Source organism: Kitasatospora sp. NPDC086801 (genome assembly GCF_044745805.1).
Lineage (GTDB): Bacteria > Actinomycetota > Actinomycetes > Streptomycetales > Streptomycetaceae > Kitasatospora.
The window spans coordinates 19,691-40,285 of the sequence record NZ_JBIVAX010000013.1 but is presented as its reverse complement, the minus strand read 5'-3'; the positions used below and the strand labels follow the sequence as shown (position 1 = coordinate 40,285).

Annotated in this window: 16 protein-coding genes; all 16 read left to right on the top strand. The window is 74.2% G+C overall.

Going from position 1 to position 20,595, the window contains the following annotated elements:
- The first annotated feature begins 39 nt into the window (after positions 1 to 39).
- The 16 genes from ACIPLC_RS16935 (at position 40) to ACIPLC_RS16860 (ending at position 20,594) form a co-directional block, all read left to right on the top strand.
- Positions 40 to 261, top strand: a complete 222-nt coding sequence (locus ACIPLC_RS16935) for an MbtH family protein (protein WP_400473756.1) — start codon at positions 40 to 42, stop codon at positions 259 to 261.
- On the top strand, positions 254 to 1,237 hold the full coding sequence (locus tag ACIPLC_RS16930) for a TauD/TfdA family dioxygenase (protein WP_400473755.1): 984 nt from the start codon (positions 254 to 256) through the stop codon (positions 1,235 to 1,237). Before ACIPLC_RS16935 ends, ACIPLC_RS16930 begins: the two co-directional genes overlap by 8 nt.
- Positions 1,227 to 5,978 (top strand): amino acid adenylation domain-containing protein, encoded by a 4,752-nt coding sequence (locus ACIPLC_RS16925; protein WP_400473754.1) that lies wholly within the window; start codon positions 1,227 to 1,229, stop codon positions 5,976 to 5,978. The genes ACIPLC_RS16930 and ACIPLC_RS16925 overlap by 11 nt, the downstream gene beginning before the upstream one ends.
- 2 nt (positions 5,979 to 5,980) lie before the next feature.
- Positions 5,981 to 6,790: a class I SAM-dependent methyltransferase gene (locus tag ACIPLC_RS16920; protein ID WP_400473753.1), complete on the top strand. Its 810-nt coding sequence runs from the start codon at positions 5,981 to 5,983 to the stop codon at positions 6,788 to 6,790.
- Positions 6,791 to 6,817: 27 nt separating this feature from the next.
- Complete coding sequence (locus ACIPLC_RS16915; protein WP_400473752.1) at positions 6,818 to 7,456, top strand: phosphopantetheine-binding protein; 639 nt, start codon at positions 6,818 to 6,820, stop codon at positions 7,454 to 7,456.
- Positions 7,449 to 8,348 carry a hypothetical protein gene (locus tag ACIPLC_RS16910; RefSeq protein ID WP_400473751.1) on the top strand — a complete coding sequence of 300 codons (900 nt, stop codon included), beginning with the start codon at positions 7,449 to 7,451 and terminating at the stop codon, positions 8,346 to 8,348. The genes ACIPLC_RS16915 and ACIPLC_RS16910 overlap by 8 nt, the downstream gene beginning before the upstream one ends.
- Positions 8,345 to 8,620, top strand: coding sequence for an acyl carrier protein (locus ACIPLC_RS16905; RefSeq protein WP_400473750.1), 276 nt, complete (start codon positions 8,345 to 8,347; stop codon positions 8,618 to 8,620). The genes ACIPLC_RS16910 and ACIPLC_RS16905 overlap by 4 nt, the downstream gene beginning before the upstream one ends.
- Positions 8,617 to 9,828 (top strand): acyl-CoA dehydrogenase family protein, encoded by a 1,212-nt coding sequence (locus ACIPLC_RS16900; RefSeq protein ID WP_400473749.1) that lies wholly within the window; start codon positions 8,617 to 8,619, stop codon positions 9,826 to 9,828. The genes ACIPLC_RS16905 and ACIPLC_RS16900 overlap by 4 nt, the downstream gene beginning before the upstream one ends.
- The gene (locus ACIPLC_RS16895) at positions 9,825 to 10,652 is read left to right on the top strand and encodes an aminoacyl--tRNA ligase-related protein (protein WP_400473748.1); all 828 of its coding nucleotides are present in this window, start codon (positions 9,825 to 9,827) and stop codon (positions 10,650 to 10,652) included. The genes ACIPLC_RS16900 and ACIPLC_RS16895 overlap by 4 nt, the downstream gene beginning before the upstream one ends.
- Positions 10,653 to 10,671: 19 nt before the next feature.
- Positions 10,672 to 13,227: an alpha/beta fold hydrolase gene (locus ACIPLC_RS16890; RefSeq protein ID WP_400473747.1), complete on the top strand. Its 2,556-nt coding sequence runs from the start codon at positions 10,672 to 10,674 to the stop codon at positions 13,225 to 13,227.
- The gene (locus ACIPLC_RS16885) at positions 13,176 to 14,501 is read left to right on the top strand and encodes an MFS transporter (RefSeq protein WP_400473746.1); all 1,326 of its coding nucleotides are present in this window, start codon (positions 13,176 to 13,178) and stop codon (positions 14,499 to 14,501) included. The genes ACIPLC_RS16890 and ACIPLC_RS16885 overlap by 52 nt, the downstream gene beginning before the upstream one ends.
- Positions 14,502 to 15,176: 675 nt before the next feature.
- Entirely contained in the window at positions 15,177 to 16,385 is a 1,209-nt protein-coding gene (locus ACIPLC_RS16880; RefSeq protein ID WP_400473745.1) for a CaiB/BaiF CoA transferase family protein, read from the top strand.
- Positions 16,375 to 17,253 (top strand): HpcH/HpaI aldolase/citrate lyase family protein, encoded by an 879-nt coding sequence (locus ACIPLC_RS16875; protein WP_400473744.1) that lies wholly within the window; start codon positions 16,375 to 16,377, stop codon positions 17,251 to 17,253. Before ACIPLC_RS16880 ends, ACIPLC_RS16875 begins: the two co-directional genes overlap by 11 nt.
- On the top strand, positions 17,250 to 18,065 hold the full coding sequence (locus ACIPLC_RS16870; protein WP_400473743.1) for a cyclase family protein: 816 nt from the start codon (positions 17,250 to 17,252) through the stop codon (positions 18,063 to 18,065). The genes ACIPLC_RS16875 and ACIPLC_RS16870 overlap by 4 nt, the downstream gene beginning before the upstream one ends.
- Positions 18,065 to 19,501 (top strand): MmgE/PrpD family protein, encoded by a 1,437-nt coding sequence (locus ACIPLC_RS16865; protein ID WP_400473742.1) that lies wholly within the window; start codon positions 18,065 to 18,067, stop codon positions 19,499 to 19,501. Before ACIPLC_RS16870 ends, ACIPLC_RS16865 begins: the two co-directional genes overlap by 1 nt.
- Positions 19,491 to 20,594 carry a phenazine antibiotic biosynthesis protein gene (locus tag ACIPLC_RS16860; protein ID WP_400473741.1) on the top strand — a complete coding sequence of 368 codons (1,104 nt, stop codon included), beginning with the start codon at positions 19,491 to 19,493 and terminating at the stop codon, positions 20,592 to 20,594. Before ACIPLC_RS16865 ends, ACIPLC_RS16860 begins: the two co-directional genes overlap by 11 nt.
- Position 20,595: the final 1 nt, after the last annotated feature.

The window sequence follows — 20,595 nt, the reverse complement described above, 5'->3', positions numbered from 1 at the left end:
GGCCCTGACCGCGCAGCCCCACGGAAGGAAGAACCACCCATGAGCTCAGCACCCGCCGCGACCGGCTCGCACACCGTCGTGGTCAACGAGCAGCAGCAGTACTCGCTCTGGCCCGCCGACCGGCAGCCCCCGCTCGGTTGGGCGGCGCTCGGCCGCCCCGCGAGCGAGGAGGAGTGCCTGGCGTACATCGCCGAGCACTGGACCGACCTGCGCCCGCTCGCCGCCCGCCGCGCCGACACCGCCGGAGGGCTCGATGGCTGAACCCCTCAGCCCCGGCCTCACCCTGGAACTGGAGCCGGAGGAACGCCGGCAGCTGACCGAGCTGGCCGCCGCGCACGCCGAGGCCGCGACCGGGCTGCAGGCGCACGCCTTCTTCCGCGAGGCGCCCGTCCTGGCCCAGCACCTGCCGCACCGGCTGCGCGCCGCGCTGACCGGCATGCGCCAGCACGAGGACGCCGCCTTCGCCCTGGTGACCGGCCTGCCGGTGGACGACGAGGCGATCGGCGCCACCCCGGACACCTGGCGCGACCCGGCGGCGATCCGCCGCACCGACCGGTACGAGAGCCAACTCGCCCTGGTGGGATCGGTGTTCGGCGAGCTGTTCGGCTGGAACACCCAGCAGGGCGGCGCCGTGATCCACGACGTGCTGCCGATGCGCGAGTTCGAGAACACCCAGATCAACTTCGCCAGCCAGGAACCGATCTGGTGGCACACCGAGGACGCGTTCCACAGCCACCGCCCGGACTACGTCGGGCTGCTGTGCCTGCGCAATCCGCAGCGGGCGGCCACCACGGTCAGCTGCGCCGCCGACTGGGACCTGTCGGACCCGAAGTACGACCTGCTCTTCGAGGAGCGGTTCCGGCACCGCCCGGACGAGTCGCACGCCGACGCCGCCGAGCCGGTCAAGCCCCGCGCGCTGCTCACCGGCGACCGGGCCCGTCCCTTCGTCTGCGTGGACCCGTACTTCCTGGAGCAGCCGGCCGCCCCGGCCGTGGCGGCCGTCCTGCGCGACTTCTACGCCGTGGTGGACGCGGCGCTCCAGCAGGTGGTGCTGGCGCCCGGCGACATCCTGGTCGTCGACAACCACCGCGCCGTGCACGGGCGCAAGCCCTTCCAGGCGAACTACGACGGCCGCGACCGCTGGCTCAAGCGGATGTCGGTGAGCCGGGACCTCCGCCGCAGCTGGCCCGCCCGGACCACCGGCACACGACAGATTCTGGACGGCAATGACCACTGAGACGGCCGCCGCTGGCACGGCGCCCACCGAGACGGCGAGCACGGGGACGATGGTGAACGGGGAGACGACGGTGACGGTGCCCACGGGCTGGACATCGGTGATCGAGGCATTCGCGGCGCGGCGGGCCGAACGGCCGCACGCCCCCGCGGTGACCGGCGGTCACGGCGACTGGTCGTACGAGCAACTCGGCCTGCTGGCCGATCGGGTGGCCGCCGCGGTGCCCGCCGGCCGGGAGGCCCGGGTCGGCTACCTGGGCGCCCGCGACCAGAGCTTCCTGGCCGTGGTGCTGGGAGTGCTGGGCAGCGGCGCGGCCTACGTGCCGCTGGACCCGGCCTGGCCCGCGGCGCGGATCGCCGAGGTGGCCGAGGAGTCCGGGCTGGCCCGGGTGTTCGTCGACGGGGCGCACGCGGCCGTGGCGGCCGCGGCCGGCCTGGCCGACGTCGTCGACGTCGAGGAGGTGCTCGCCGCCGCCGGGCCGCCCGCGCCCGCCCTGCGCTGGGACGGCACCGGTGCCGACCTCGCCTACGTGGTCTTCACCTCCGGATCGACCGGTCGGCCCAAGGGCGTGCTGACCGAGCACGCCGCGCTGCTCAACAACTGCGCGGGCATCGCCGCGCGCTGGGGCCTGACCGAGGACGACCGGGTGCTCCAGTTCACCTCGCTCGGCGTGGACATCACCCTGGAGGAGGCGTTCTCGGCCTGGGTGGCCGGGGCGGCGCTGGTCCTGATGGACCCGGCCGTCGCTGCCGACCTCGCCGCCTTCACCGCCTTCCTGGCCGAGCACCGGGTCAGCGCGCTCGACCTGCCCACCTCCTTCTGGTCGACCTGGCTCGCCGCCGTCGAGGCCGGGGACGTCCCGCCGCCGCCCGCCACCGCGCGGGTGATCGCGGTCGGCAGCGAGGAGGTCGGCTCCGACGAGATCGCCCGCTGGCACGCGGTGGCCGGCCCGCACGGCGCGGTCTACAACATGTACGGCTCCACCGAGCAGGCGATCACCTCGATCGTGGCCGGCCCGATCGCCCCGGGCGACCCGATCGGCACCGGTGTCATCGGCACCCCGCTGCCCGGCGTCCGCGCCTACGTCCTGGACGGCGACCTGCGGCCGGTCCCGCCCGGGGTGCCCGGCGAGCTGTACGTCGGAGGCCTGGCCGTCGGCCGCGGCTACACCGGGCAGCCCGCCCGTACCGCCGCCCGGTTCCGGCCCGACCCGTTCGCCGAGGAGCCCGGCGCCCGGATGTACGCCACCGGTGACCGCGCCGTGGCCCTCACCGACGGAAGCTTCCGCTTCGCCGGCCGCATCGACGACCGGCTGAAGATCCGCGGCTTCACCGTGCAGCCGCGCGAGGTCGAGCTGGTCCTGCTGGGCGTGCCCGGCGTGGCCAAGGCCGTGGTCACGGCCGAGCCGGGCCCGGACGGCCGGGACCGGGTGGCCGCCGAGGTGTTCGCGACCGTCCCCGGCGGCGAGGCCGAGCGGCTGGTCAGCGCCCTCACCATCGCGACCGCCGAGCGACTGCCCGCCCCCGCGCAGCCGCAGCGCTACACCGTCCACACCGACGACGCGGAGGCGCCGCGCACCCTGCGCCCGGCCGCCGCCCGCGCCGCGGCCGGGCCCGTGCCGGAGGACCCCGGCCACCCCGCCGCCGTCGCGGCCGTCACCGCGCTGTGGCAGGAGCTGCTCGGCGCCCAGGAGATCGGCCCGCACGACAGCTTCCTCGACCTCGGCGGCAACTCGCTGATGGTCACCCAGCTGCTCACCCGCCTGCGCAGCCGGCTCGGGGTGGAGCTGGGCTTCGCCGAGTTCTTCGCCGCGCCGACCGTGGCCGCGGTGGTCGCCGCCGTGGTCGCCGCCGACGCTCCGGTGGCCGAGGGCAGCGGCCCGGCCGTGCTCACCCCGCGCGAACTGCCGCGCACCGGGGCCGCGCAGGGCCCGGCCTGGTCCGGCCAGGAGCGGATGTGGTTCCTGAACCGTCTGGCCCCCGACTCGGCCGCCTACAACCTGCCGCTGGTCTTCGAGGTGTCCGGCCCGCTCGACCTCGGCGCCCTGGAGCGCGCGCTGCACACCGTGGTGGAGCGGCACGAGCCGCTCCGCACCGCGATCCGCTTCGAGGACGGCGGCCTGGTGCAGTCCGTCCGCCCGGCCGCCGTCCGGATCGAGACCGCCACCACCGGCGCCACCGCGGCGGAGGAACTGCGCGCCGCCGACGGGCTGCTGGCCGCCTTCGTGGCCCGCCCGTTCGACCTGGCCGGCGGCGCGCTGCTGCGCGCGGCGCTGCTGGACTGCGCGGACGGGAACCGGCTGCTGGCCTTCGCGGTGCACCACGCCGCATTCGACGAGTGGTCCTCGGGGCTGTTCGTCGCCGAGCTGGGCGCCGCCTACGCGGCCACCGCCCGCGGCGCCGAGCCGGCCCTGCCCCCGCTCGCCGCCCGCTACCTCGACTTCAGCGGCTGGCAGGCCGGCGCCGAGTTCCGGGCGCACACCGAGGGCCTGCACGGCTTCTGGCGGGAGTACCTGGACGGGCTGCCGCAGAGCCTTGCGCTGCCGGCCGACCGGGAGGCGCCGCGCGAGCCCAGCGGCGCCGGCGGGGCCCGGGCCTTCACCCTCGGCCCCCGGCAGACCGCCGCGCTCACCGCGCTCGCCCAGCGCGAGGGGGTCACCCGCTACCACGCGCTGCTCACCCTGTACGCGGTGTTCCTGGCCCGCCACGGCGACCAGTACGACCTGGCGATCGGCGTGCCCACCGCCAACCGCGGCTCGGAGGAGCTGGAGCGGCTGATCGGACTGTTCGTCAACACCCTGCCGGTGCGGGCCGACCTGGCGGACAACCCGCGCTTCGCCGAGGCCGTCCAGCGGCTCAGCCACAGCACGCTGGCCGCCCAGGGCGCCGCCGACCTGCCGCTGGACGAGATCGCGCGGGCCGCCGGCCGGCCCGGCACCCCCGGCGAGAACCCGATCTTCCGGGCCATGTTCCTGATGGACGAGGAGCGGATCGGCCTCGATCTGGTGGGCGCCCGGGTCACCACCCTGGAGTTGCCGGCCCGGACCTCGACGCTCGACCTGACGCTGATCCTCGGCGAGTACGACGGGCGGCTGGAGGGGCGGCTCTGGTACTCCGCCGACCTGTTCGACGAGGAGAGCGCGGACCGCCTGGTCGCGACCTTCCTCGCCCTGGTCGACCGGGTCGTCGCCGACCCCGACCTGAAGGTCAAGGACATCCCCTTCGTCCCGGCCGGGGCCCGGGCGCTGGCCGTCGGCGAGCCCGCCGCCGGCCCCCGCACCCCGCTCGCCCTGCAGATCGCCGAGACCGCCCGCCGGCACCCCGAGCGCACCGCCGTGCTCGCCGACGGCGCGAGCCTGACCTACCAGGAGCTGCTGGGCCTGGTCGACGACATCCGCGGCCGGCTGCTCGCGGCCGGACCGGTGCCGGAGTTCGTCCCGCTGGTGCTGCCCGGCGGGGCGGCGATGCTGGCCGCCATGGTCGCGGTCAACAGCCTCGGCGCGGCCTTCGTGCCGGTCGACCCGGACTGGCCCGCGCAGCGCGTCGCGGACCTCCTCGCCGAGCTGGGCAGCCCGCTCGCGGTGGTCGCCGAGGACGGCGCGGAGCCGCCCGCCGTCCGGTCCGTCCGGACGGTGCGGGCGCCCTCGGCGCCGGTCGGCGAGCACGCCCCGACCTCGTGGCAGCTCGGTCCGGAGCACGGCGACCGGCCGATGTACGCGATCTACACCTCGGGATCCACCGGCCGCCCCAAGGGCGCGGTGGTCCACCACCTCGGCGTCGCCAACCGGATCGCCTGGATGAACCGCGAGTTCGGCACCGAGGCGGCCGACACCGTGCTCCAGACCACCCCGCCGGTGTACGACAGCTGCGTGTGGGAGTACCTCTGGCCGCTCACCCTCGGCGGGCGCGCGGTGCTGTCCGGGCCCACCCTGCAGGCCTCGCCGGAGCGGCTGCTGGAGGTGATCGCCGCCCACCGGGTGCGGACCATCGACCTCGTCCCGGCCATGCTGGACGGCCTGGTCCGGCACGCGGCCGGCCGCCCGGAGGCGGTCGAGGCGCTGGACTCGCTGCGGGTCGCCATCGTCGGCGGCGAGGAGCTCGGCCGGGGGGTGGCCCGTCGGTTCGAGGAACTCGGCCTGCCCGCCCGGCTCTACAACCTGTACGGCCCGACCGAGGCCAGCATCGGCTCGATGTTCCACCGGGTCACCGGCGGCGACCGGGGCCGGGTGCTGATCGGCCGGCCGATCGACGGCACCGGCGCGGTCGTCCTGGACGAACGCCGCCAACTCGTCCCGATCAACGTGGTGGGCGAGTTGTACCTGGCCGGCGACTGCGTCGGCCTCGGCTACCTCGCCAACGCCGGCGAGACCCGGCGCCGCTTCGTGGAGAACCGCTTCGCCGGCGCCCTCCCCGGCACCCGGCTCTACCGCACCGGCGACCTGGCCCGGATGCGGCCCGACGGCGAGGTGGAGTTCCGGGGCCGCGCCGACGAGCAGATCAAGATCCGCGGCGTCCGGGTCGAACCCGCCGAAGTCGCCGCCGCCCTGGAGACCCACCCCGGGATCGCCGAGGCCGCCGTCCTCGCGGCGCCCGCCGCCGCCGCCGCCGCCGGCGCCGCCGACCGGACCAGGGAGCGGGTCGCCGACCTGCTCGCCGCCGCGCCGGCCGAACTGGCCGCCGCCGCCTGGCACCGCGTCACCCGGGCCTCCCTCGCCCCGACCACCACCACAGATCCGGAGCACTGACCATGCTGCGTCGCTACAAGGACTTCTCCATCGACGTGGGGCTGCACCGCGGCTCGTTCATCGCCGCCCCGCGGGCCGAGCAGCAGCGCTGGGTCGTGCACCGGGCCGTGGACGAGCTGGCCGAGCAGTTGCGCCACCTCGACGTGATCGCCCCGGAGTTCGTGGACGGCACCACCCGCGGCGAGATCAACGCCGAATGGCACGGCAGCGAGGCCGACTACCACGACGGCTCGCTGATCATCGAGGGCCAGCAGGTCATGCAGGACTGGGAGGCCGCGTTGATGCGCCGGATGGCCGAACGGGTCGGCGCCGGCCACGGCGACATCCTGGAGATCGGCTTCGGCCTCGGCCTGTCCGCGACCTTCATCGAGGAGCAGGGCGTCCGCTCGCACACCATCGTGGAGTTCAACGACCAGGTGCTGGAGGTGGCCAAGGCCTGGCGGGCCCGGCGCCCGGACTCCGACATCGAGCTGATCCAGGGCAACTGGCAGTCCGTCATGCCCACCCTCGGCGACTTCGACGGGATCTTCTGGGACGCCTTCCCGACCAGCGAGGACGAGTTCGACCAGTACGTGCTGCGGGACAGCACGGTGGCCGAGGCGTTCTTCTCCGAGGCCGCCGCCCACCTGCGGCCCGGCGGGGTGTTCACCTACTACACCAACGAGCGGGACTCGCTCAGCCGCCGCCACCAGCGCAGCCTGCTGCGGTACTTCAGTTCGTTCGCGGTGGAGGTCGTGGACGGGCTCGTCCCGCCCGCGGACTGCCAGTACTGGTGGACCGACCGCATGACGGTCGTCACGGCAACCCGCTGACCCGGCGAGAGAGAGGAAGACACCCCCATGCTGCCCAGCCTTGACGACCTGACCGAGGCCCAGTTGACCGAGCTGGAACGGCTGCTGTCCCCGACCGGGGCGGCCGACCGGGAGGCGGAGCCGCACGAGCTGGTCGCCTACTACGTCCCGGCCGCCGGCGCCCCGGCACCGGCCGCCGCCGAACTGCGCGCCCACGCCGCCGCGCTGCTGCCCGCCTCGCACGTGCCGGTCCGCTTCACGGCCGTGGCCGAACTGCCCCGGCTCGCCAACGGAAAGCTCGACCGCCGGGCCCTGCCGGCCGCCGCCCCCGCCCCGACCGCGCCCGACACCCCGGCCGGGCCCGGCACCGCACCCGCCGACGACGTCGAGCGCTGGCTGGCCGGGCTCTGGGCCGACGTGCTGGAGCGGCCGGTCGGCGCCGTCGAGGCGGACTTCTTCGCCCTGGGCGGCAGTTCGCTGCGTGCGGTGCGGGTGCTGTCCCGGATCGAGGCGGTGATCGGCGTCGAACTGCGGCTGGCCCGGCTGTTCGAGGACTCGACGCTCGGCGGCCTGGCCGCGCTGGTCCGGGACCAGGCCGACCGGGTGCCCGGCTTCGCCGAGATCGTCGCCGTCGCCGCCGAGGTGTACGCGCAGGACGCGGACGAACCGGCGGCCGCCCGTGCCTGACCTCGCCCCGCGCTTCACCGGCCTGGCGCTGTACGGCAGTTGCTACCAGCAGTGCGTGGCCAACCTGCTCGACTGGCAGGGCGTGCCCGCCGCCGAGGAGGCCGTCGGCATGAGCTGGGGTTTCACCCGGCCCGGCGGCGCGGCCCTGGACGGCAGCGGCCGCTGGCTCGCGGCGGCCGGCGCCGGGTACGGCCTCGACGTGGCGGACCTGCGCTTCGCCGACCCGGCGCGGGCGGCCGGGTACGAACGGGAGAGCCTGGTGGCCGGCGTGCCGGTGGCCGCCGCCGTGGACGCCTTCCACCTGCCCTCCCCGTTCGGGGGCGAGCGGCACTTCACCCACTGCGTGATCGTGGTCGCGGCGGACGCCGACGGTGTGGTCGTCGTCGACCCGATGAACAACCCCGAGCCGGTCCGCTACCGCCCGGCCGACTGGGCACGGCTGCGTTCCGGGCCGAGCGCCCAGGACGCCCGGCTGCTGCTGGTCCGCTCGGCGCCCACCCGGCGCCCCGGCCCGGCCGCGCTGGCCCGCGACCTCGGCGAACAGCTGCGCGCGCACGACGAGCAGGACGCCGCCGCGCTCGCCGACTACCTGGCCGGGGACACCACCGTGGCCCCGGACGTCAGCGGAGTGGCCGCCGAGCGGATGTACCTCGCCCGGTTCCTGGCCGGGCTGGCCGGCCCGCTGCCCGAACTGCGGCCGGTCGCCGAGGGTCTGGCCGCGCTGGAACGCCGCTGGTACCTGGCCCACACCATCGGGCTGGAGTCCGGCGGTGTCCCGCCGCAGCGCCAGCTGCGGCTGGTCCGCGACCTCGGCGAGCGCGACCAGCAGCAGCGCCGGGCCGCGGCCGAGCTGCTCACGGCGATCCACCGGAACCACGAGGAGGACCAATGACCACCACCCGAGAGCGCTGCGAGCGCGCCGTCCGGCACGCGCTGGCCCGCAACGCCGAGGTGGAGCCCTCCGCCGACCGGCTGGCCGTCACCGACGACCTGTACGAGCACGGCCTGACCTCGCTCGCCTCCGCCCGGGTGATGCTGGCCGTGGAGGGCGAGCTGGAGATCGAGTTCCCGGAGCGGATCCTCGGTCGCGCCCTGTTCGCCAGCATCGAGCGGCTCACCGACGCCTGCGTCGACCTGCTGGAGACCGAGGGGGCCGCGCGGTGACCACCGACCTCATGCCCGCCCCGGCACCCGCCCGGACGGCCGGAGCGGCTCCGCTGACCGAGGAGTCGGCGCTCGCCGCGATCCAGGAGTGCGCCGAACTGCTCGAACGCGAGGCCGTCCGCGCCGACCGCACCGCCACCGTCCCGGCCGCGAGCATCGCGGCCCTGCGCGAGGCCGGCCTGTGGGCCGCGGCGGTGCCCGTCGAGTACGGCGGCCCCGGCCTGGGCGTCGAACAGCTCACCCGGATCGGCTCCCGGCTGGGCGGGCACTGCGCCGCGACCGCGATGATCTGGGCGATGCACCAGCTCCAGGTCGCCTGCCTGGCCCGCTCCGCCGCCGGCTCCCCGGCGATCGCCGGGTACCTGGCCGAGGCGGCCCGCGAGCAGCACCTGATCGCCTCGGTCACCTCCGAGGCGGGCATCGGCGGCAACCTGCGCACCAGCCGGGCGGCCCTCGTCCCGGACGGCGGGCTGGTGCGCCTGGAGAAGCGGGCCACCACCGTCTCGTACGGGCCGGTCGCGGACGCCTTCCTGATCACCGCCCGCCGGGGCGAGCAGGCCGCCGCGTCCGACCAGGTCCTGGTGCTGGCCCGGCGCGACCAGCTGGAGCTGGAGCAGACCGGCGGGTGGAACACCCTCGGCATGCGCGGCACCGTCAGCCCGCCGTTCGTGGTCCGCGCCGCGGTCCCGGCCGACCAGGTGCTCGCCGAGCCCTTCGGCACCACCGCCACCCGCTGCATGGTGCCGCTCTCGCACGTGCTGTGGGCCGGGGTCTGGACGGGCGTGGCGGGCGACGCCGTGCGCCGCGCCGCGCGCTTCACCCGCGCCCGGGCGCGGGCCGCGCTCGGCAGCGGCGGCACCTTCGCCGACGAGCGCCTCGGCGAGGTGCACGCCCGGCTGGCCCTGCTGCAGGGCGCGGTCCGCAGCTTCGCCGCCGACTACGCCCGCTGGGGCGGCGGCGCGGACGGCGAGCACACCGTCACCACCCGGGCCAACGCCCTGAAGACCTCGGTCTCCGTCGAGGCCTCGCGGATCGCCGAGGCCGCCCTGGAGATCTGCGGCATGGCCGGCTACACCGAGGACGGCCCCTACTCCGTCGCCCGGCACATCCGCGACCTCCACTCGGCCCGGCTGATGATCCCCAACCGGCAGATCGACCTGGCCACCACCGACCTGCTGCTCCTCGGCGAAAGGGCGTTTCAGCTGTGAAGGAAACCGGAATCCCCGGAGCGCCCGCGCTCGGGCCCGCGTTCGAGCGGACCGTCGCCGAGCTCCAGGCCGCACTCACCGCGACGGCCGGGACCGGCCCCGGCCCGACCTGGTACCCGCCGTTGATGAGCGCCGCACGGATCGAGCAGGCCGAGTACGCGGAGTCCTTCCCGCACCTGCTCGGCACCGTGCACGCCTACGCGCCCGAGCGGTCCGCCCAGCGCGGCGAGCCGGTCGGCGCCCGCCCGGCCACCGACGTCGTGCTCGCCCCGGCGGTCTGCTACAACGTCTACGCCGAACTGGCCGGGCAGCGCCTGGAGGAACAGGTCGTCCTCGACGCGGCCGGCTACTGCTACCGGCACGAGGCGACCAGCGAGACCGGCCGCTTCCGCAGCTTCCGGATGCGCGAGTTCGTCGCCCTCGGCCCGCCCGAGCAGTCGGCCGACTGGCGGGACGCCTGGATACCGCGCTGCGAGGCGTTCCTCGGCGGGCTCGGCCTGGACGTCGAGGTGGTCTCCGCGACCGACCCGTTCTTCGGCCCGGGCGGGCGGCTGATGCGCTCCACCCAGCTCGAACAGGGGCTCAAGTACGAGTTCGTCGCCAAGCTCACCGCCGACGACCCGGGGACGGCCATCGCCTCGGCCAACCGGCACCGGGACCACCTGGGCCGCCGGTTCGACATCCACCACGGCGAGGACGTCGCGCACAGCTCCTGCGTCGCCTTCGGCCTGGAGCGGATCACCCTCGCCCTGGTCCACGCGCACGGTGAGGACCGGCGCAACTGGCCCCGGATCACCGCGCCGGACGCCCCGACCGCAGTATGACGACGTCTTGAGGAACGGCATGGCAACCGGCGGGTTCGAACGCTTCACCCAGCTGACCGCGCAGCAGCGGCAGACCTTCCTGGCACGCGCCGCGGCGAACCCCGCGGCCGCCGCCCGGCTCCGGCTCTCGGAGGCCCAGCGGCGTCTCTGGTTCCTGGAACGCCTCACCGACGGCGGCGCGCTCTACAACCTGCCGTCGGCGCACCGCTTCCGCGGGCGGTTCAGCGTGCCCGCGCTGCGCCGGGCCCTGGCCGAGCTGGCGCAGCGGCACGAGATGCTGCGGATGCGCTACGTCGAGGTGCTGGGCGAACCGCTGCAACTGCCCTCCGGAGCGCCGCTGGAGTGCCCGCTGGTCGACCTGAGCGGGCTGGCCGCCGCCGACCGCGAGGCCGAACTGCTCCGGTACACCGAGGTGGACGCGCGCACCCCGTTCCTGCTGGCCGGAGGCCCGCTGGCGCGGGCCTCCGTGCTCCGGCTGGCCCAGGACGACCACGTCCTCCTGCTCAACCTGCACCACAGCATCGCCGACGGCTGGTCCCTGGACCTCCTCTACGGCGAGCTGGAGTCCCGCTACGACGCCCACCTGGCCGGCGAACCGGTCCCCGCACCGCCGCCGGCCGCCGGTTACCCCGGGTACGCGGCCCGCCAACGGGACTGGCTGGACGGTCCGGAGGCGGAGCGCAGCCTGGCCTTCTGGCGCACCGAACTCGCCTCCGCCCCGGCCGGCTTGGGCCTGCCCGCCGACCCGGTGGACCCGGCACGCCGCCCCGGCGAGGGCGCGGTGGTCTCCCGGGAGCTGTCCGGGGCGGTGACCGGCGCGCTGCGCGAACTCGGCCGGGCCGAGGGCGCGACGCTGTTCATGGTGCTGCTCGGCGCCTACACGGCGGTCCTGCGCCGACACACCGGCCGGGCGGACCTGGTGGTCGGCAGCCCGGTCTCCGGGCGCGCGCAGGTCGAGTGGGCCGAAGTGGTCGGCCTGTTCGTCAACACCACGGTGTTCCGGGTCCGGCCGGACGGCGGCGCCTCCTTCCGCGAGTTGCTGTCGGCGGTGCGCGCCACGACGCTGCGGGCCTACGCGCACCAGGAAGTGCCCTTCGACTGGCTGGTGGACCGGCTGGGGGTGCGCCGGGAGTCCGGGCGCAACCCGCTGTTCTCGGCCTTCCTGTCGGTGGAGGGCTTCTCCGAACGGCCCGTCCGGCTGGGCGGGTTGGCGGGCGAGGACATCGAGGCTCACTCGGCCACCGCCTGGTTCGACCTGAGCCTCTGGATCGGCGAGCGCCGCGACGGCGGCCTGCGGATCGACCTGACCTACGCGGCCGACCGCTTCGCCCCGGCCACCGCCGAGCGCCTGGCCGACGACCTGGTCCGGCTGCTGGGCGCGGCGGCGGACGACCCGTCCGCGACCGTCGAGTCGCTGGCCCCCCGGCTGCGCGAAGCGCTCCCCGAGGCGGCGGCCGTGCCCGAGGCGGCGGACGTACTCGGGGCAGCGGACGCGGCGTCCGGGAGCCGCACCGGCCGGCCCCCGCTGACCGCGCTGGAGCACACCGTCGCGGACACCTGGGCCACCCTGCTGGAGCGCCCCGAGGTGTACCTGGACGACGACTTCTTCGAGCTCGGCGGCCGCTCGCTGGTCGCCCTCCAGGCCGTCGCCCGGCTCAACGAGATCTGCGGCACCGACCTCCACCCGGTCGAACTCTTCGAGGCCCCCACCGTCGAGTCCTTCGCCCGGCTGCTCGGCGAGAGCACCGGCCCCGGGACCGGCGCCGACCCCGGGGCCCTGCGCACCATCCGGCCCGGCAGCGGCCCGGCGGTGCTGTGCCTGCCGCCGATCGGCGGGGACATCCTGTGCTACGCCGCGCTGGCCGGCGCGCTCGACGACGACCGGCCGGTGTACGCGGCCGCCGTCCCGGGCCTGCACGACGACCGCGCACCGCTGCGCACCGCCGCCGAACTGGCCGAGCACTTCCTCGGCCTGCTGGCGGCCGAGGGCGTCGCCGGACCGGTCACCCTGGTCGGCTGGTCGATGGGCGGGGTGGTCGCCGTGGAGATGGCGCACCGGCTGGCCGCCACCGGCCGGCGGCCCGAGGTCGTGCTGATCGACACCCCGATGCCCGGCCCCGGAGACGAGGACGCGGACCTGACCGCGGAGTTCAGCCGCTACCTGGCCGCGGCCGGGGGCCGCACCGGTCCGGCGGGCACCACCACGGCCGAGTGCCCCGACGACGGGGCGCTGTGGGCCTGGGCGCAGCAGCACGGCATCATCGGCCCGGAGCTGGACGAACGCCGCTTCGGCGCGATGGCCGAGGTGTTCCGGACCAACGTCGGCCTGCTGGCCCGCCCCGGGGTTCCCGGGTACGACGGCGAGGTGCTCTACCTCGCCGCCGAGCAGGACGCCGCCGACCGCCGCTGGGCGCCCTGGGAGACTGCCCTGTCCGGCGGGCTGACCGTCCGTCGGGTTCCGGGGGACCACTTCAGCGTCATGACCCGGCCCCGGGTCCGGCGAATCGCGGAGGAGATCGACACATGGTGGAAACGGCGTCCGGCGCACGGCGCGGACTCCGCGGGCGCGCGGTGAAGGGGCTGGGGCCGGAGTTCGGCAAACTGTGGCTGGGCAGCGCCGTCTCCAACCTCGGCGACGGGGCGAGCTTCGTCGCCGTCCCGCTGCTCGCCTCGTCCCTGACCGACCGCCCGGAGCTGGTGGCCGGGCTGTCCACCGCCTACGCGGTGCCACGGCTGCTGGTGGCGGTACTGAGCGGCGTGGCCGTGGACCGCTTCGACCGCCGCCGGCTGCTGATCGGTGTCAACCTGGTCCGTGGCGCGGTGCTCGGGGCGCTCGGGCTGCTGGTCTGGCTGGGCCTGGCCTCGATCTGGGCGCTGTACGGGGTCTTCGTCGTGCTCGGCCTGTTCGAGACGCTCGCCGACGTCTCGTCCTTCTCGGTGCTGCCCACCGTGGTCGCCCCCCGGCACCTGGACCGTGCCAACGGACGGCTGGCGGCCGCGCAGACCGTCTGCGACGAGATCGCCGGGCCGCCGCTGGGCGGCCTGCTGTTCGGCGTCGCCGCGATCCTGCCGGTGCTGCTGGACGCCTCGTCCTTCGTGCTCGCCGCGTGCTGCTTCTGGTGGCTGAAGGGCGACTTCACCCCCGGACCGGTCGCCGACGGCCCGGCGGAGCCGCGGCCGAACGCGCCGCGGCCGAACGCGCTGCGGCAGATCGGCGAGGGCCTGCGCTACCTGGCCGGGCACCGGCTGCTGCGCACCCTGGCGCTGATGTCGGTGGTCACCAACCTGGCGTACATGCTGCCGTTCTCGGTGCTGGTGCTGTTCGCCACCGACACCCTGGGGCTGAGCCCGGCCGAGTACGGCCTGGCACTGACCGTCTCGGCGGCGGGCAGCCTGGTCGGCAGCTTCGCCGCCCCGGCGGTGCGCCGACTGCTCGGCACCGGGCGCACCATCGGCGCGACCCTGCTGCTGGGCGCCGCGGCCTACCTGGTGATGGCCGTCACCAGCTCGGCCCTGGTGGTGACCGCGATGCTGGCGGTCTACTTCTTCTACACCACCGTGTGGACGATCACGGTGTCCTCACTGCGCCAGAGCCTGATCCCGGGTGAACTGATCGGCCGGGTCACCGGGGCCACCCGCTCCTTCAGCCTGCTCGGCCTGCTGGTGGGCTCACTCGGCGGCGGTCTGCTGGCCGCCCACCTGGGCCTGCGCGCCCCGCTGTGGTGCGCGGCCGTACTGCTGGGCCTGACCGCCCTGCTGTCGCTGCCCTGGTCCCGCCGCAACGAGCCCGACCCGGCGGCGCGGCCCCCGGCCACCGCGGAGGAGGCCGACCCGCAGCCCGCCGCCTGACCGGCCTGGTGACCGGGACGTCGCGGACCTCGGTACGGCAGGTGAGGTGATTGTTCGTCATGCGGGGCGGCTCCGGACCGCCGGGTCGGATAATTTCGTCGACGGCGGTCTCCATTCCATGGATCTCCGGAGCGGCGGAATACGGCTGCGCTTCTGCCGTCGCGGTGTCGTCCGGAATTCCAGCACAGTCAACGGCGGCGACGCGGAATCGTCAGAACGACTGTCGGGGGCCGTCTCGATACGGTCGAGCTGATGATGCAGATTGATCGAATCGCCCGATGCGATCCGGCGGACCCGGTATTCACGGCCGGCCAGGCCACTATTGTGCCGAAATTTTCGGGCCGCCTGCGTGATCACGTGGCGGACAGGGCGGGTGCGGAAGCAACCGCCATGAGGTGCGGCTGGCGGTGGCGGCGCGTGGGGCGGATCGGCATCATCGGGGCGGTAGTGCAACGCGGTGGTGCAGCCACACCGACGGGGTGGCTGGATTGCACAATGCGATCACATGCATCGAAATAATCGGCTTGACCGAATCGGTGGGACCGCCGACAGTGGTTCTGGCGATTCCGCTGATATGCGCCGCGCACAGGAGTCGCCGAGGCCGGGAAGATCCGTGAGTGGCTTTCGTCGGTTACACGTTCTGCGTGAAATCGAGAGTCGCGTTGACGGGAAAGCATGGTGATCCCATTGGGCGAACGACAAGACGACTCGGTCTGCGCGCGGATGCCGCTCGCCGGCGTCACGGTGGTGGACGTCTCCACGCTGTTCGCCGGTCCGTACGCGGCGCAGCTGCTCGCCGACTTCGGTGCCGAGGTGACCAAGGTCGAGCACCCCTCGGGTGACCCGCTGCGCCGCTTCGGCCAGTCCCACGACGGCGTCCCGCTGCTGTGGAAGGTGCTCAACCGCAACAAGAAGTGTGTGACGCTCGACCTCAAGCGGGCCGAGGACAAGGACCGGTTCCTCGCGGTGGTCCGCGACGCCGACGTCCTGATCGAGAACTTCCGCCCCGGCACACTGGAACGCTGGGGGCTCGGCCCCGATGTGCTGCGCGAGGTCAATCCCGCGCTGGTGGTCACCAGGGTGACGGCGTTCGGCCAGGACGGTCCGTACGCCGACCGGCCGGGGTTCGGCACGATCGCGGAGGCGATGAGCGGGCTCGCGTCGATGTCCGGTGAGCCCGACGGCGCTCCGCTGCTGCCGTCGTTTCCGCTCGGTGACGCCCTCGCCGGGCTGCACGCGGCGCTGGCCAGCATGATCGCCCTGCACGCGCGGGGGAGGACCGGCCGCGGCCAGATCGCCGACGTGGCGATCACCGAGGCCGTGATCGGCGCGCTCGGTGCCCAGATCACCGGCTACGACACGGCACGGGCCAAGCCGGTCAGGGTCGGCAACGGCTCCACCAACAACGCTCCGCGCAACGTCTACCGCTGCGCCGACGGCACGTGGGTGGCGGTGTCGGCGCCTGCGCAGTCCGTCGCGGAGCGGGTGATCACTCTCGTCGGCCGGCCGGATCTGGTCGACGAACCGTGGTTCGCCACCGGTGCCGGCCGGGTCCGGTACCGGGCACTGATCGACGGACTCGTCGGCGGCTGGATCGCCGACCGTGACCGGGACGAGGTCGTCGCGGCGTTCGAACGCGCCGATGCGGCCGTCGCCCCGATCTACGAGGTCGACGACGTGCTGGACGATCCGCACTTCCGGGCCCGGGAGGTCGCGGTCCGCGTCCCCGACGGGGAACTGGGCACGGTGCTGATGCAGAACGTGCCGTTCCGGCTGTCGGAGACGCCCGGCCGGGTCCGGTGGGCCGGCCCCCCGTTGGGGGCGCACACCGACGAACTGCTCGCGCGTCTGTCCGCAGAGCGGGGAACGACCAGTGGAACCTGACACGCGCCGCCGTCCGGTGTTCCGGAGCTTCCTCTACGTTCCCGGGCACCAGCCCGAGCGGATCGAACGCGCCTACGCCTCGCAGGCCGACGCGGTGATCCTGGACCTGGAGGACGCGGTGCCGGTGTGGGAGAAGGACCGCGCGCGGGAGATCGTCGCGGGCTACACGGCCAAGCCGACCGTCAAGCCGACCTACGTGCGGGTCAACGGGATCGGCACCGGCCGCTGTCTCGACGACGTGGCCGCCGTCGTCGGCAGCGGACTCGAAGGCGTCCGGATGGCGAAGGTGGGCCACCCCGACGACGTCCGCCGGGTGGCGTCGGCACTGGAGCGGGCGGGCAGCTCGGCGACCATCCACCTGCTGATCGAGTCGGCGCGCGCGCTGGAGAACGTCTACGGGCTGGCCATCGCGGCGAGGGCGGTGAGCATGCTCGGTCTGGGCGAGTCCGACCTTCGTGCGGACCTGCGCACCGGGCTGGAGGGCCCGACGATGGACGCCAGCAGGGCCCGCGTGGTCATCGCCTCCAGGGCGGCCGGCCTGCCCAGCCCGTGCCAGAGCGTGTGGCCGGAGCCTCGCGACCCCGAGGGCCTGCTGCGCTCCTGCCTGCACGGCAAGAACCTCGGCTTCGTCGGCCGGATGGCGATCCACCCCGCCCAACTGCCGATCATCCACGACGTCTACACGCCCACCACCGGTGAGATCAAGGACGCCCAGGAGATCTGTGAAGCGGCCGAGCTCGCCCACGAGAACAACGCATCCGTCGTGATCACCGCCAAGGGCAGGTTGGTCGCGCCTCCGATCATCGCCAACGCCCGGCAGACGCTGTCGCTGGCCAACGCGCTCAACCTGGTGACGGAGGCGTCATGACCGACGCCCTGCTCGCCGCCGTCCGCGCGGGACTGCGGATCTACGACCTGGCCCAGCCGCTGGCGAACGGGATCCCCTGCTCGGACAACCACCCCGGCTTCCGGATGTCGCTGGCCCGCCGGCACGGCGACACCGTCCGCCCCGACGGCGGGTCCGCGGCCAGCGAGCTCATCGTCACCGGCGGCCACGTCGGCACCCACATCGACGCGCTGGCCCACGTCTCCCAGGACGGCGAGCTGCACGGGGGCGTCGACTGCATGGACGCCCAGACCGGCGGCAGGTTCTCCGTGCACGGCGTGGACACGATCACGCCGATGATCGTGCCCGGGGTGCTGCTGGACGTCGCCGCCCTGCACGGCGTGGACTGCCTGCCCGCCCGCCACGGCATCACCGCCGACGACCTCGCCGCCGCCGCGAGGCGCGCCGACGTGGAGCCGCCGGAGGGTGGGGTGTGCCTGGTCAACACCGGTTGGAGCACGTGGTGGTCGACTCCGGACACCTACCTCGGCAGGGACAGCGGCGTGCCGGGCCTGGCACCGGACGCCGCCGAGTGGCTCGCCTCGCACCGGATCGTCGCGGCCGGCTCCGACACCACGGCCTTCGAGCAGGTGCACCCCGAGGTCGGCCACGCCACCATGCCGGTGCACCGCATCCTGTTGGTGGACCACGGGATCCACATCATCGAGCACATGCGGCTGACGGAGATCGCCGAACGGGGCGTCGCCGAGTTCACCTTCGTGCTGTCCCCGTTGAAGATCGTCGGTGGGACCGGGTCGCCGGTCCGGCCGCTGGCCGTGGTCAGCGAGGTGTGATGGCGCGCGGACTGGTCGACGTCGTCGGCGAGTACGCCGAGTCCGTGGCGCGTGGCGGCCTGTCAGCCGACCGGCGCTCCCGCGCGGTGCGCGCGGTGTCGGACACGGTCAGCGTCATGGTGTTGGCGGCCGACCAGCCGGTCGCCGACCTGGTGACCGAGGTGGTCGGCAAGTGGGGCAGTGCCGACGTGGCCACCGTGATCGGCCGGTCGCAGCGGTTTCCCCCGGGCAGCGCCGCCTTCGTGAACGGCACGCTGGCGCACTGCATGGACTTCGACGACACCCACCTGCCGTCGGTGCTGCACCCGAGCGCGTCGGTCGTGCCGGCCGCGCTCGCCGTCGCGGAGGAGACCGGCGCCAGCGGGCCCGCACTGCTCGACGCCGTCGCCGTGGGGGTCGAGGTGTGCGTGCGGCTGGGCATGGCCGGCTACGACGAGGAGTTCGGCAACTCGATCTTCTTCGAACGGGGCCAGCACGCGACCGCCATCTGCGGTGCGATCGGCTCGGCCGTGGCCGCCGCGATGCTGTCCGGCGGCGACGCGGTCACCCTCGCCCACGCGGCCGCGATCGCCGCGAGCATGGGATCCGGGGTGCTGGAGGCGAACCGGACCGGCGGCAGCGTCAAGCGGATCCACACCGGGTGGGCGGCGCACTGCGGCGTGTCCGCCGCGCAGCTCGCGACCACCGGTCTGACCGGTCCGCCGACCGTGCTGGAGGGGCGGTTCGGTTTCTTCCAGGCCTTCTGCGGTGACCACGCCGTACCGGAGACCGTCACCAGGGGCCTCGGCGCGCACTGGTACTCGGAGTCCATGCACATCAAGCCCTATCCGTGCAACCACTTCACCCACACCGGGATCGACGCCGCCCTGGAACTGCGGGCGCGCGGCGTGACACCGGCCGACATCGTCGCGATCGAGGTCGGGGTGCCGCAGCCGGTGCTGCGCACGATCGCCGAACCGGCGGCCGTCAAGGCTGCGCCGGACAGCGGTTACGCGGCCGCGTTCTCCGGTCCGTACACGATCGCGGCCGCACTGGTCGGAGGCGGCGGACTCGGCCTCCACCTGGAGGACTTCACCGACGAGGCCGCCCGCCGCCCCGAGGTACTGGCGCTGGCAGCGAAGGTCAGCTGTCACGCCGACGCCGCGTGCACGGCGGACTTCCCGCACCAGTTCCCGACGATCCTGACCGCGAGACTGCGCGACGGCCGGACCGAGCGGGTGGCCGTGATGACCAACCGGGGCGGCCCGCTCCGGCCGCTGTCCCAGGCCGATCTGGACCTCAAGTTCGACCTCAACACCAGGACCCGGTGCGACGAGGCCACCTCGCGCGCCCTGCGCGAGGAGATCCGGAACCTGACGGGTCCGGCGACCGCGCGCACGGTCCTGCGCCTGCTCACCTCGACGACCACCAGGACGGAGTCCCTCGATGGCCGGTGACGACACCACCGCATGGAAGATCCTCGACCCGGCGGTCGACCCGTGGGACGCCGACGAGTACCTGCGGACCGCGGTCCGCTGGCACTTCGGCGAGGACACCGGCTCGCCGTTCTGGCTGCGCCGTGCCAAGACCCTCGACTTCGATCCCCTCACCGAGGTCAGCACGTTCGACGACCTGCGCAAGTTCCCCAACGTGGTGGACGAGCTGCGTGATGTCCCGGTCGAGGACCTCATCCCGCGCGGGTACGGTCCGAACCCGCCGGCTCCGCACGTCTTCGAGACGGGCGGCACCACCGGCGCCCCCAAGCGCATCATCCTGATGCCGGACTGGATCGAGGCCGCCGTCGAGCGGATGCGCAAGGGCCCGCAGTTCGCGGGCCGCCGCAAGGCGCACATCCTGGTCGCCACGCCCACCGGCCCGCACAAGATCGGCGTGTTCTACGACTTCCTGGTCGAGCGGGAGAACATCGTCAAGTTCAGCATCGACCTGGACCCGCGCTGGGTGAAGAAGCTGATCACCCGTGGTGAGACCGAGCAGGTCGCCGCCTACGTCGAGCACGTCCTGGACCAGATCGAGCACGTCATGGCCACCCAGGACATCGGCCTGCTGGTGATCACCCCGCCGCTGCTGCAGGCGTGCACCCGCCGCCCCGAGCTGACCAGGTTGATCAACGACAAGGTCGACCTGATCTTCTGGGGCGGCGCGCACATGACCATCGACGAGCGGTTCGAGCTGGGGTACGACCACTTCCCCGGCGTGCGGATGCTCAGCCGGTACAGCAGCGCCCTGATCCTGGAGGGCGCGAAGGAACGGGCCGGTGTGTCCCGTGACGAGGACATCGTCTACGACACCCGCAGCCCCGTGGTGACCTTCCGGGTGGTCGACCCCGCGACCGGTGCACAGGTCGAGTACGGCGCCCGCGGCCAGGTCGTGATGAACCACGTCAGCAAGGTCATGTTCCTGCCGAACAACCTGGAGCGCGACACGGCGATCCGGGTGCCGGCCCCGGAGGGACACCTCGGTGACTCGGTGTCCGCGCCCGAGCCGGTCGAGACGTTCGGCGGCGAGGCCGTCGTCGAAGGCATCTACTGAC